This is a genomic window from Photobacterium sp. Alg240-V54 (assembly GCF_900537155.1).
In the GTDB taxonomy this organism is placed as follows: Bacteria; Pseudomonadota; Gammaproteobacteria; order Enterobacterales; family Vibrionaceae; genus Photobacterium.
Genome location: NZ_UNRL01000001.1, coordinates 740,644 through 753,711, shown reverse-complemented (window position 1 = coordinate 753,711; position 13,068 = coordinate 740,644). Strand labels below are relative to the sequence as shown.

The following is a 13,068-nucleotide window of genomic DNA, read 5'->3' as shown; positions in this document are numbered from 1 at the left end:
AGACCGCTAAATCGATTGTTATATAGAGAGGAAAGCCATTATTGATAAGTCATTAACGGTTACGATTAACGGCTTTCTCTCTATTACCTGCGATAGCGTTGATAAACGTTAAGGAGGTTTTGTTATTTATTAGTGTGCTTTAGCAGCAGCTTTTGTTAGTTCAGCTTTGTTTGAACGTTTACCCCATGCGTATACAATGATTGGGATAATGATCATGACAAGTAAGCCGAAGAACTGGAAGTTGAAGTAACTGCTTGCAGTGCCAACGTAGCTTGACGGAGCTTGAAAGCCAAAGTAACCCGCTAGTAGACATGTTGCGATACCTAAGCCTGAGCAGATCCACATACCGATGTTGCCGCCAGGAACTGTAAAGCTACGTTTGATATCAGGACGTTTGTAACGTAGGTAGATTGCAGCAGAGAACATTAGTAAGTAAGCAACGATGTAAACAAGAGATGTTAGACCTAGTAGCATAAAGTAGAATGAGTCTACGTTAGGCATTACACAGATAAGCACACCCACAATTGAGATTAGGATAGCTTGTAGGTAAATAAGGTTAACAGGTACGCCTTGTTTGTTAGTTTTTTGGAGAACCTTAGGTAGTGCGCCAGCGTTAGCGGTTGCTTGTAGACCACGAACAGGACCAAGAACCCATGAGTTAACTTGACCTGCAAGACCGATAGCCATACAAATTGCCATGATAGGTGTTAACCAACCTAGACCCCACATCTTGAAGTAAGTCTGGAATGCTTGGATAAGACCCGCTGTCATTGAAATGTGTTTAGTTGGAATACCAATGAAGATAGCAAATGAACCCACAACAGACACAATAACTACAAATAATGCCACTAAGAACACTGCGATAGGGTAGTTACGCTCAGCATTTTTAACGTGAGATACGTTAGATGCTGATACTTCCATACCCATTACTACGAATACGAAGCCAATGAATAATGCCCAAGTACCTTTGTCTGAAAAATCAGGAATAAGGTTAGCTGTAGTAAATGAAAGGTCAGTAACAATAGGGTGACCACCAACAAGGTAGGCAATCGCACATGCTACAAGTACAAAGAATGGTAAAAATACACCCAAGATTACACAAAGAGTAGATACCCAACCCAGTGTTTTAACACCACGCATATTACCTAGCGTACATGCCCAATAAACCACTAAGATTACGGCAAGAATGTACATCTTGTTTTGTGCTAATGCTGGATCAAAAGCATAGGCAAAAATTGCACCGACAATCATCAGAATCGATGTCATGCCGAAAACCATTTGAATCCATTGCATCCATACAGCAACGAAACCCATGCGCTCGCCAAATGCTTCACGAACCCAAATAAATATACCACCATCTTCAGGCCAAGCTGTTGCTAGCTCTGCCGAAACAAGTGCGGTCGGAATCATAAAACAAATTGCTGCAGCTAACGTTAGGAATATCGTCATCATTCCTGGCTGCGCTGTCATTGGGAGTGTACGAACACTCATAACAACCGCAGCGGTAATCATGACGAAACTAAATACGCCAATTTTAGCGGGTGAAGAATTGGAGCTTGCCATTGTAGACCTCAAAATCTATCAGTTAAGCAGTAAAGACTTAAAAAACGATACTCTATCAATGTTAAAAATATCGATATTTAAACTGTCTGTCCGTAAAAATCGATTTTATAGTAATGATCGATTTTAGTTTTGGGAAGCGAATTTAGCTGCTAAATTCTGATAGTTTAATTTGCATTTTTAAGCAATTGTCGTTTTGGTGATAGTTGTATATTTAAGAGGGGAAACTACTAAGCAATATGCATATTGTGTGTGGTTATAATAATTAACGCACTAGTCGATTAACAATGAGAGTTATTAAGCTGGCGATAAACGCAGCAATACTAGCGACGAATAAACTAACGGCAGGCGATAAGATATACAGTGAAATATAATGGTCATTGGTTTCACTAATCACATTTACAGCGTAAGGCATTGTTATAGAAAAACATATACATGTTATCCAAGCAAAGAATAATACCCATGCAGAATATGAATTGATAACGGTAAGTGCTTTATTGTGGAAAAGTTCATAGTGTTTAATAACATAATGTAAACCCAGAAGAGGAACTAACGACCATAGAATGATAGAAAAACTGAATACACCGTGTTGATTATGCCAATTGAACATAATGAGATTAATAATAAATACGCAAACAATAGAATAAATACGATTAGTCATAATAATAAAAGATAAGTTAGGCATTCATGTCTAATATTATATTTTTTATTTAGTATAAATATCGCTACATTGCTCATAAAACAGCATAAGAAGTAGTTTTTCTAAATATAATGGTTAAAAATATAACGTTTATTAAATTTGTATATGTTTATGGTATATTTAAGTTTCAGTAAGGGGTTGTATATTATTGGCATGACTTATTTAACTTATTGATTTTTAGTTTTATAAGTAATCGATGAACTATAAATAGTCATTATTAGTATAAAAAACGAATTATTGTAGATAACACATAATTTGAGTTAACAACAAAAACATAAGCACAGATTTGTTACTGTGACTATATTGTGAATAATTATTTACTTTTAGAGCATTAAAGTGAAGTGGGATTATTCATAAATAATGCGGTTTTGTGGCGTGTAAGAGTAATAAAATTTGGTAATGATCAGTGATGATTGTTAATGATACGAGTTTTATATTTAATCTGATGAAAAGACTAGATGGTTGGTATGACTAAAAATAACTTTGCAACCATAAGCGATAGAATAATGTGCCAAATAAGGCACGATATCTTATGTGGTGAGTTTGAAGCTGGACAGAAACTGCTTTTAAGTGAATTAAAAGAGCGTTATCAAGTTGGTGGAACACCGCTACGAGAAGCGATGGTGCAATTATCGTGGCAAAAGTATGTCACTATGAAACCACAAAAAGGTTTTTGGGTAGCTGATGTGTCTCTTGATGAACTGCGGGGTATTTTAAAAGCCCGTTTGGCACTAGGACACGTAGCGTTAAAGGATGCGATTAAAAAAGGTGATGAGGCTTGGGAGTTACAGATTTTAACTGCTTTTCATAAGCTTAATCGTTTAGATCCTGAATCGGCCTTGTTTGATTATGATGAATGGGAATTACGCCATAAAGAATTTCATTTATCGCTAGTAGCGTGTGAGGGATCTGAGTTTATTCGAGGTATGATCTCGCATGTTTACGATCAGCAAGAACGTTATCGCCATTTTTTACTTAATGCACGCTTATCACCAGAAAAGCAATATCATGATAACGGTGAACATGAAGCGTTGATGAAAGCGGTATTAGCGCGCAATGTTGAGTTGTCATGCCAATTATTAGAAGAACACAGCGAGCGTTTATATTCTTTACTGGAAAAAGCACCATCATTAAAAGCATTACTAAACTTACCTGGTGATGAAACCATTTGGTAATATCCTTCAATAATTGATTAAGTTATAAAGTTTAACTTAATCAATTAATCCATCTTGTCTCCTTATAATAAATGTGTGTGAGGTGATTATTTCTAATGACGACATGAAATTGAAATGCTAATTTGAACTCATGCTCGTTAAATGGAATTTAATTCATGTTCACACAACTCTCTGCTGCACAACCTGATCCAATATTATCATTATCACTTATTTATAATGCTGATCAGCGTGAAAATAAGATGGATCTTGGCATTGGCGTTTATCGTAATAATCACGGTCAGACCCCGATCATGACGGCAATCTCACAAGCCGAAACCCGCTTATTGCAAACTCAAACCACTAAATCTTATGTGGGGCTTGCAGGAAGTGAAGTGTTTAACCAAGCAATGATTGATTTATTGCTTGTTGATACATCAGCACATAGCCGCACAGTTGGTGTTCAAACGCCAGGCGCGAGTGGGGCGTTGCGTATGCTGGCAGATCTGATCCATGTAGCGAATGCGAATACCACTGTCTGGCTGACCGATCCAAGTTATGTCAACCATAAACCGGTGATGGAAGCCGCTGGGCTTAAGGTCAAATTTTATCCCTATTTTGATCGCGTCACTAAGCGAGTTAATACTGATGCTATGCTATCGGCATTAGCACAAGCGGGCAGTAATGATGTGGTATTGCTGCATGGCTGTTGCCATAACCCAACCGGTGCTGATATTAGTTTTGAAGACTGGCAAGCGATCACTGCGCTCGCCAATAAAAATGGCTTTATGCCGTTTGTTGATATGGCATACCTTGGTTTCGGTGATAGCTTAGAACAAGATGGCGCTGGCTTGAAGTTTATGGCTGACAATATAGAAGAAATGATGATTGCGACATCATGTTCAAAGAACTTTGGTTTATACCGTGAACGAACAGGCGCAGCACTGTTAGTCGGCGCTAATATTAGTGATGCTCAAAAAGCCAAAGGACGTATTCTGACCCTCGCTCGTGCAAGTTATACCATGCCGCCAGATCATGGTGCCGCGCTTGTTGCTGATATTTTGACGGACAGTGCGCTAACAGCGGTCTGGAAACAAGAATTGACGATGATGCAACAGCGAATTATTGGTCTGCGTCAGCGCTTAGTACAAACATTAACAGCCAAAGGTTGTGATCAGTTCACGTTTATTGCTGATCATAAAGGCATGTTCTCAATGACAGGGTTATCGCCAGAGCAAATTATGCGTTTACGTGATGAGTTTGCTATTTATGCGGTCGGTGACGGACGCGTTAACATCGCAGGTTTACAAGAACAACAGATTGATTACCTCGCAGATGCATTGATTGCGGTTACTCAGTGATTGTTTAAAATCACAATCGAAAAAGGTTCGCTAGTTGGCGAACCTTTTTACTTATGGTTGTATCAACAAATATCAATCTATTAGATAATGGCTTTATCGTTATTTGCCTGCAATTTTTGCAGCTAATTGGCCTTGTAAGGCGTAGACATTAGTTGAACCGTTAAATTCAAGCGCAATAGGATCATGCTGACCTGAGACCCACAGTTTTAATTCAGCATCAAGATCGAAGTGACCTGTTGTTTCAACTGTATACATTGTAATTGATTTATACGGTAAAGAACGGTATTCCACTTTACGGCCGGTTAACCCTTGCTTATCAATTAAAATTAAACGGCGATCGGTTAGAATGATCATATCACGAATTAATTTATAGGCTAATTCAATCTGTTCGCCTTCGCCTAAAATCGTTGCTAACTCTTCTGTTGCATCGTCAAGACTCATTTCACCCGCATTACCCAAAATAGCGTTAAACAGACCCATGATTTATATCCTATAAAATAATTAACTAGTGGTGTTTATTGCAGTCTAATCGAATTGTGTTTTTTATGCTAGTGCAGGTGAATATTCGATAAATATTTGTAATGTAAATAGTGTGTTAGATAGAATTACGCAAGGATTGAGCACTAACTCGCCATCCATATTAATAGCTCATCCCAAAATACCAGCAGGTACTTTGGGTGAGCGTTGAATTAAATATCACCATAAGGAAGATGGCTGCTTGTGAGGAATTGATAGGGGTTAAGACATTGAGACATAACCTTTTTGTTTAACAATTTTTTGCCCAGCTGGTGACATGATCCAAGCTAAGAAATCCTTAGCGGCAGGTTTGAGTTTACCCGGCTGGTTTAATACTAAGAATGGACGCGATAATGGATAGCTGTTGTTGATAACATCAGCGACGGAAGCTTTGTGACCATTAACAGTAACAGCTTTAAGAGTGTTATCGATAGATCCAAGTGAAACAAAACCAATGGCATCTTTGTTATGTTCAACAACGGTTTTTTCAATACCATTACCACTGGCAACTTGAGCTCGTTGGCTAATTGTTGACACTTTTACACCATTAATTGTGGTGGTTAGGTGGATTAACTCTTCAAAAGCGCCACGTGTCCCTGATCCATTTTCACGGGTTGTAATCACAACGGGATCGCTATTTCCACCCACGGCTGACCATTGTGACACATCGCCTTCAAATAGCTGTTTAATTTGCTGGGTAGTTAAATTGTTGACAGGGTTGGCTGGGTTAACAACAACAGCAATACCATCACGCGCGATTTCTGTTTCAACCAGACCTGCTTTTTTTTCTGCCGCAGAGAGATTACGTGAAGCCATACCAAGATCATTAACGCCTTCAATGGACGATTTAATCCCTGCACTTGAGCCTGTACCGTTAATATCGATAAACACATCAGGGTGACTTTGATGGTAAGTTTCCCCTAATACTTCCATGATCTCAGAAACTGAAGTTGAACCAGAAACGGCAATATGTTCACTTGCCATTGCCGCAGTCGATATCGTAGTACAGGCAGTGAGAAATGATAGTGCGAGTAGAGACTTAGTCATATGGCGTCCTTTAGAATGATTATGTTGTCTAGGTATTAAACTAAAGGCTTTATATGACAACTTTGTTTCAAAACAGCACGCCAGTTGGCAAGGTAAGATCTCAAAAATGAAGGCGGAAGGTTAAATAATAGTAAGTTAGCAGCCGCGACGTTTCCAGAATTGGTTTTCATCGTGGCTATATACGTTAAAAGTTTTCTCCGCGATGATGGTATTGTTTATTTCTAATGTCATTCGCCACGGCCCAATTTTATTATCAATAGGGGCCCAAATTGTATCACCGAGATAGAAATCCCAATCGTTATTGCGAATATATAATTCACCATCAAATGGCGCCATGATTTCGCCATCAGCATCGGTAATTTCAGGGTGATAAATGCAGTAGCGGATCTTTTCACCTTTGGCTTTTTTGATATTAACGGTAAAACCAAACTCAATATCGATTTCAGCAGGTACATCGAGCGTGAATTGTTGCACTTTGGGTAATTTTTTCGATTCAGAATCCCATGTTGAGTAAATACCGTATGAGTCGATACGAATAATTGCTTTTGATTTTGCCATTATAGAGCCGCTATTACTGGTGAATGAGGTGTTATTATAGCGGTAAAATACGCTGTTATCGAATAGCAAGGGCGCTGGCAACACCCTTGCTATTTTGATGTTTTTTAATTACGCATCATGATAACTTTTTTTGTGTAATCAAGTACAAATTGCTGACAATCAACCGCTGTTTGAGGATCAAAATCTTGGTTATGCAGATCAGTATTAGACAAAATACGGATACCAATAAAAGGCACTTTATAAGCTTGAGCGACTAATGCCGCTGATGAGGTTTCCATTTCTTCAACCGCAGTATTGAAATTGCTATGTAGCCAATTAATACGATCAACTTCGCGGTTCCATTCATCTGCAGTACCGATAATACCAGTTACAACTTTGCCTTTTTTATAACTGCTTGCCATTGATTGGGCGATATTCATTAAACCTTGATCGGCATAGAAAGCATTATGTTCGACAAATTTACCTTGCTCACGTAATCGCATCGTCACGCTAAAATTCTGCCATTTGGTTGGATCAATACCTTGGCCTTTTTCAGTAAATTCTGATTTATATGCGCCCATATTAAAACTGGTTTTGCCAATGACGATATCGCCACGTTGCAACTGTGGATCATGCCCACCAGATGTTCCCTGATTAATAATTAACCCAGGTTTAAAGCGTTCGATAGCCAGTGTTGTAGCTGCGGCAGCATTAGCAATACCCACTTCAGTACGAGAGATCACAACAGGGTAATTATTTATCGTACCTTGCCAAAATGTCCATGCACCCACTGTTGTTTGTGATTTGTTTTTAAGGGCATTTATAAGGGTAGTGGTTTCAATATCCATCGCGCCCTGAATCAATATTGGCGCTGAAGCTGGTGTCGATGCAATGCTCATTGGGGATAAAAGGAGACAGAAAAGTAAAAAACCGCGTTTAAGTAAAGACATTGATAACCTTTGAATAATGGAAGATAAAATCAGCGCGTAATGTAATTAAAGCAAACGATTGCGTCAATGGGTTTTGAGTATTTTATAAATAATAATTTTTAATGATTGATATAAATTAAAATTGTATATGTGTGAGGTGTAATATATCTTATCAATAGCAAAATAATGCTTTACCTTGATGCGTAGGAGTTATGGGATGAAAATTAAACTGTTAGCTGTACTTATTGGCGGAAATTTGTTCAGTGCTGGGGCGTTGGCAACAGAAAGTTCATTGACCGATATGGCAAAAAATACCTTTGATACTCTCAATAATATGCAAGAATTAGCTCAACAGCCGAGCAATGTTATTGAGCGTGATGGTCGACAATATTTGCAATATAAAGGTAAAGAATATCGGTTGAATCATGAACAATCACCGATATTTCCCTTAAATGATGCTAATGGTGAATACAGCACCGCTTTTCCATTTGTCGGTCCTGAGTGGGAATATGTTGCGTATAACGGTGGCTTTTATTTACTTCATCGTCAATTTGGCATCATGAATTCTGATGATACAGGATGTTTTGTTGAATATATTCCAGCAGGGCGAGGCTCTCAGCATGATGATGGTAGCTATATTTGGGAACGTGAATTAGTACAGCGAACAGTAATGTCTGACTGTGGTGATTTATCTATGCCTACTATTTCTGGGTTTAAGACTGGATCTGTGTCAGATATTGGTGTTGAATTGGTTTGGGATGATACGGCTGTCGGTAATAGCTACAAAATTGAATTAACGGCATACCGAGAAGGTGAATCTTCCATTACTTATCAATACCCAGCGAAAAACTCGGGTTTTTATATCGCCGATCTTGAACCAAATACCCAATATGACGTCAAGTTGGTTGAGTGTAATCAACTTGGATGTGATGAAAAAAACCTTTCATTTAATACCTTATCTTCACGTTTAAGTTACAACGATAGCCGTCAAGCTGTTAATCATTTAGTCGGTAACTTAAAAGCAAACATAGCATTAGCACAAACACATACTAGCGTCGCGCCTTATGGTAATGATGGACTTAACCATCCTAATTTAGTGATGAACCGCGAGAGTTTATTGCTTGTTACGCCTCAATCAAGAAACGTTCATCAGCTGTGGGTTGATGTTGAGTTAGATGGCGTGAGCATGGGGCGTTTCTTAATGCATCCACCAAGTGCATTACCTGATACTGATCAGCTCGATAACGGTAAAAGTAAAGTGATGTTCTCTCACTATGCATGGAGTTTGCCTTTAAACTGGGAGTGGATGAAGCCCGGTTTATCACTAAAATTTAGCGATAATCGCAATCGTGAAGGTGAGTTAACTCAAGAATTGTTGGAGTTTGGTGGTGCGCCAGAATTAGTTATTCAAAATATAGATATTGGTATGTTAGTTGAGCCTCGTAATCAATATGACATGATTAATAATATGGAACAGTTGGCCACTGATTATTTCCAGAAAATTCCCGTTTCTAAAATGGTTGTGGCTGATTATACGCCATTACATCTTCGTAAAGTAACGCTACCAAATGGTAAGGTTTACACCAAAGCCAGTGAATATGAAACACCAGGGTGGCATGGTGGTGATATGCGTGAATATATTGGTAAGCGATTAATTTCTATTGGTATTAATAATGCTAACTTTGGCGTTGTTGATACTGCGGGTGGTGATGCAAGTTGGCCACGTCCATTTAGCCATATTACTGCTCACAATAGTATTGGCCGTTATTTAGCTAAGGATAAAGATGGTATCGTGACTTCAAAAGTAGTGGAGCATGGTGGTAGTGGTGGCGGTGGCATGGTTACGCTAAGTTCAACCCGTGGTAATGAGTGGTCACACGAATTAGGACATAATTTTGGTCGTGGTCATCACCCGCAAAATGCCTCAATTCATGATATGGAATCAGGCTGGGGTTGGGATGCGCGTTATAAGCGTTTCATTGGTAACATTCATTGGTCGGATGCAGCAATCACCATGACTAACGATAATAGTGGTGAAACTGTGCCACCATTTGCCAATGAATTCCGTTTTATGCGTGAAGCAATGGGCGGTGGTGAGAATGCACTAACAGGTTTAATCAGCCATTATACTTTAGAGCACCCAATGGCAACGCGAGTGACTCAAGATTGGTTTAATCGCTCTAATAATCTTGATATGAATAGCTCAACAGGTTTTGTTAAATGGGATCAAACTAGCCAACGTTATGTTGAATCAGAAACAGGTTTTGCAGCGGCTACACAGCAAGGCGTGCCCGTGATCACTGTACTTGGAATTTATGATCCAACTGAAACAAATTCGAGCCAGATATACCCATTAACCTACTCAAATTACGGTAATTTATTTGATTTACCTGCGCCGAGTACAACAACTCCTCAACGTGAAGGTTGGGTATCAGTTGCTGATATGAGTGCTACTGAGCGTAATAATACTGAGTGGCAAACACTTAAAATAGATAATCAATGGTTACCGTTATGTCAGTTTAGCTATACCAATGCTAATGGCGAGAACGCAAATTTTGTCGGTTTTGAAAATGCTGACGATGCGACATGTCAGGTATCAGCAGAGATGTACTGGTCGGTTAACAATCAACGTGAAGTGCCTGTTTCTAGCGTTAATGATTACCAATTGTTAGCCTCTAAAGGCGACATTCTAGGTAATGTTACTTATACGCCAACAGTTGAGTTAGGTGAAAAGACTTTGTGTTCATTGGATAAATCAGGCACATCACATGACGGTGCAGGTTTTATTGAGAATAATAAGTGTACACAAATTGCCAATGTTAAACATACTAACGGTGCAAACTGGGCGTATGCAACTCATCAAGGTGGTATTAAGCAATATAGTTTTGTTTCACAAAAGCAGTGCCAGTTGATCGTTGAAGGTGAAAATGGCGATATTACTAATATCGCCCTAAGTGGCTCTCGTCATAACAGTAATGAAAGTAATAAATTACACCTTAATTTACCAGCGGATAACCATCCCGCTCGTATTACCATTGAATGTTCGTCAGCGACTGGTACAGAATCGGTGTTAGATACTGTGGTAACACCACGTAATCCCGCTGTTGCCAATCTGAGAGGGCCAGTAATTGTAGGTCAAGAGCATGGTTATAAAGTACTAGAGTCTGCAATTCCTGCGGGTTGGTTCGCGCATACTGAAGGATTTGATCCAAAGACATTATCAAATCGCGATCGTAGCTCGTTAGCAACATTGAGCATGGGAAGTGAAAGACCCAATGTTTGCCGATTCCCATTAACGATTAATGGCGTAGAGCAAACTGTTCATGGTTACGTTGAAGATTTTGGTAACGGTGATTTCCAATGTACCGGTGGTACAGAAATTACAGTGACAGATAGTCAAGGTGAGATGCCATTAGTATCGGCTGTTAATCAATTTGAATGGATATCGCTCAATAATCCGCAACAAGTTGGTCAACGAGTAAAAGCAGTTGCAGATAATGATGCTAATTTATGTAGCGTAACTCGCAGTGGTTTTTATGGGGCTGGTTTTATCAATGCTGGTGGTCAGTGTACGCAAGTTCCTGGCATAAAATGGTCAAATGGCAATCACTGGACATTCTCTAGTGGTCACGGCCAATACAGTTACCAGTAAAAGATCAACTATTACCAGTGATAGCTAATATAGCTGCTTATAAATATTATTATTAATGTTTAACCTAATAAATCCCTCATTCAAAAAGAGTGAGGGATTTTTTTTAGATTATTTTAAAACAGCCATTGATACAGAAAACCGGCGCTGATAGCCATACCAATAATAACCGCTAAAAATGCGATAATCATTTGATTTTTAAAGATAGATTTTAGCAATATCACTTCAGTTAAACTTGCGCCTGCACTGCCAATAATCAATGCCATTACCGCACCTAGGCTCATACCTTTAGCTGCTAGTGCAGCACTTAATGGAATGACGGCCTCAGCACGAATATAAAGTGGAATACCAATAATAGCCGCAACAGGGATCGCAAATGGGTTATTTTCACTGGCAACCTTTGCCACAAATTCAGTAGGCATAAAACCATAAATCATCGAACCCAATGCAATACCGCCAATTAAATAGGGCAATACTTTTTTAAAATCTGTCCAAGTTGTTTGCCAAATTTGAAGCCATTTATTCGTCGGTTGTGGCGTCGCATTACAGCTGGATCCGCAACATGAAGGTTTAGGCTCGCTATAGGCTTCGGCTTTTATATATTTTTCAAAGCCTAATTTTTCTAATAAATAACCGGCAATAATAGAAACACCCATTGCGATCACAAAATAAAACACCGTCACTTTTATACCAAAGGTCACCGCAAATAAACCAATAATAATCGGGTTAAGCAGTGGGCTGGCAAATAAAAATACCATCATGGTGCCAAATCCAGCTTTAGCACGTAACAACCCTTTTAAAAATGGAATAGTAGAACATGAGCAAAAGGGGGTGATAGCGCCAAGTAATCCTGCAATAAAGTAGCCTTTACCATTTTTGCCACTAAGGATAGCCTGAATTTTTGCGGGTGGAATATAAACCTGCAACACGCCAACTAAATAACTAATCGCAAGAAAAAGTATGGTTAGCTCTAGCGCAAGAAAACCAAACATATGAAGGGTATTCATTATCATTTCTGAAGTAATGGTGAACATAATATCATCTCTGTGTTTCTAGTATTGTCGAAATATAGGGTCAAAAAAGACCATTGTCAAAATAATATTTCGATTTTTATGGAATTATTTAGGGCTGGAAAAAGTGATTTTGTTTAATTTATTGAATAATATGGATATTATTTTTTACTGTTCATCAATACAACATTCATCTTGTAAAAAATTGATCACATCAGTTAAAGCATCGTATTGAGCTACACAAAAAAGCGTGCGTCCCTCGCGACGTTGAATCAGTAATCCAGCCGAAGCAAGGCTTGAGATATGGTGCGATAGGGTAGAGCCAGGAATTTCAAGTTGCTGTTGAATATCACCAACGGCAATACCCTGACGACCTGCTTTTATTACACGTTTAAAAATAGCTAAACGGGTTGGATGGCCAAGTTCTTTGAGTGATTTTGAAATATGGTTAATGTCTGTTGAATGGGTAGTCATCGTAAAAGCGGCCTTTATTGTGGTATTTATTTCTGTCGATATCGAAATATAACTAACTGTCGCTCAAAAAGAAAGTGTATGCATGTCGTTATTTATCTACTGCTATCACAGTATTAATAAAGAGGTAATATTGC

Annotated in this window: 10 protein-coding genes; 3 read left to right on the top strand and 7 right to left on the bottom strand. The window is 38.7% G+C overall.

Annotated features, from left to right (window positions below; genetic code table 11):
* Nucleotides 1–129: 129 nt before the first annotated feature.
* The gene (locus G6R09_RS03200) at nucleotides 130–1,563 is read right to left on the bottom strand and encodes an APC family permease (RefSeq protein ID WP_065176972.1); all 1,434 of its coding nucleotides are present in this window, start codon (nucleotides 1,561–1,563) and stop codon (nucleotides 130–132) included.
* A 1,164-nt stretch (nucleotides 1,564–2,727) separates the two neighbouring features.
* On the opposite strand from G6R09_RS03200, the gene G6R09_RS03195 reads away from it, so the two are divergent.
* The gene (locus tag G6R09_RS03195) at nucleotides 2,728–3,435 is read left to right on the top strand and encodes a GntR family transcriptional regulator (protein WP_306440112.1); all 708 of its coding nucleotides are present in this window, start codon (nucleotides 2,728–2,730) and stop codon (nucleotides 3,433–3,435) included.
* Between the two features lie 155 nt (nucleotides 3,436–3,590).
* Entirely contained in the window at nucleotides 3,591–4,772 is a 1,182-nt protein-coding gene (locus G6R09_RS03190; RefSeq protein WP_065166725.1) for an amino acid aminotransferase, read from the top strand.
* A gap of 99 nt (nucleotides 4,773–4,871) precedes the next feature.
* Here the strand turns inward: G6R09_RS03190 and G6R09_RS03185 are convergent, their stop codons facing one another.
* The 4 genes from G6R09_RS03185 to G6R09_RS03170 form a co-directional block, all read right to left on the bottom strand.
* The gene (locus G6R09_RS03185; RefSeq protein ID WP_065166726.1) at nucleotides 4,872–5,252 is read right to left on the bottom strand and encodes a PH domain-containing protein; all 381 of its coding nucleotides are present in this window, start codon (nucleotides 5,250–5,252) and stop codon (nucleotides 4,872–4,874) included.
* A gap of 258 nt (nucleotides 5,253–5,510) precedes the next feature.
* On the bottom strand, nucleotides 5,511–6,335 hold the full coding sequence (locus G6R09_RS03180) for a phosphate ABC transporter substrate-binding protein (protein WP_065166727.1): 825 nt from the start codon (nucleotides 6,333–6,335) through the stop codon (nucleotides 5,511–5,513).
* A 135-nt stretch (nucleotides 6,336–6,470) separates the two neighbouring features.
* On the bottom strand, nucleotides 6,471–6,893 hold the full coding sequence (locus G6R09_RS03175; protein WP_163920468.1) for a DUF3859 domain-containing protein: 423 nt from the start codon (nucleotides 6,891–6,893) through the stop codon (nucleotides 6,471–6,473).
* 104 nt (nucleotides 6,894–6,997) lie between these two features.
* On the bottom strand, nucleotides 6,998–7,822 hold the full coding sequence (locus tag G6R09_RS03170) for a 5'-methylthioadenosine/S-adenosylhomocysteine nucleosidase (protein WP_163920466.1): 825 nt from the start codon (nucleotides 7,820–7,822) through the stop codon (nucleotides 6,998–7,000).
* 196 nt (nucleotides 7,823–8,018) lie between these two features.
* On the opposite strand from G6R09_RS03170, the gene G6R09_RS03165 reads away from it, so the two are divergent.
* Nucleotides 8,019–11,453: a M66 family metalloprotease gene (locus G6R09_RS03165; RefSeq protein WP_163920464.1), complete on the top strand. Its 3,435-nt coding sequence runs from the start codon at nucleotides 8,019–8,021 to the stop codon at nucleotides 11,451–11,453.
* Between the two features lie 113 nt (nucleotides 11,454–11,566).
* Here G6R09_RS03165 and G6R09_RS03160 read toward each other — a convergent pair whose 3' ends face one another.
* Together G6R09_RS03160 and G6R09_RS03155 are read right to left on the bottom strand one after the other, a co-directional pair.
* Entirely contained in the window at nucleotides 11,567–12,484 is a 918-nt protein-coding gene (locus G6R09_RS03160; RefSeq protein ID WP_163920463.1) for a permease, read from the bottom strand.
* Between the two features lie 144 nt (nucleotides 12,485–12,628).
* A complete protein-coding gene (locus tag G6R09_RS03155; RefSeq protein WP_065166732.1) occupies nucleotides 12,629–12,934 on the bottom strand; it encodes a helix-turn-helix transcriptional regulator in 306 nt (101 codons plus the stop codon).
* Between the last annotated feature and the right edge of the window lie 134 nt (nucleotides 12,935–13,068).

Excerpts from the sequence above, each read along its gene's own strand:
- G6R09_RS03175 (WP_163920468.1), bottom strand. The coding sequence starts at position 6,893 with ATGGCAAAATCAAAAGCAATTATTCGTATCGACTCATACGGTATTTAC.
- G6R09_RS03165 (WP_163920464.1), top strand. The coding sequence starts at position 8,019 with ATGAAAATTAAACTGTTAGCTGTACTTATTGGCGGAAATTTGTTCAGT.
- G6R09_RS03155 (WP_065166732.1), bottom strand. The coding sequence starts at position 12,934 with ATGACTACCCATTCAACAGACATTAACCATATTTCAAAATCACTCAAA.
- G6R09_RS03190 (WP_065166725.1), top strand. The coding sequence starts at position 3,591 with ATGTTCACACAACTCTCTGCTGCACAACCTGATCCAATATTATCATTA.
- G6R09_RS03200 (WP_065176972.1), bottom strand. The coding sequence starts at position 1,563 with ATGGCAAGCTCCAATTCTTCACCCGCTAAAATTGGCGTATTTAGTTTC.
- G6R09_RS03170 (WP_163920466.1), bottom strand. The coding sequence starts at position 7,822 with ATGTCTTTACTTAAACGCGGTTTTTTACTTTTCTGTCTCCTTTTATCC.
- G6R09_RS03180 (WP_065166727.1), bottom strand. The coding sequence starts at position 6,335 with ATGACTAAGTCTCTACTCGCACTATCATTTCTCACTGCCTGTACTACG.
- G6R09_RS03185 (WP_065166726.1), bottom strand. The coding sequence starts at position 5,252 with ATGGGTCTGTTTAACGCTATTTTGGGTAATGCGGGTGAAATGAGTCTT.
- G6R09_RS03160 (WP_163920463.1), bottom strand. The coding sequence starts at position 12,484 with ATGTTCACCATTACTTCAGAAATGATAATGAATACCCTTCATATGTTT.
- G6R09_RS03195 (WP_306440112.1), top strand. The coding sequence starts at position 2,728 with ATGACTAAAAATAACTTTGCAACCATAAGCGATAGAATAATGTGCCAA.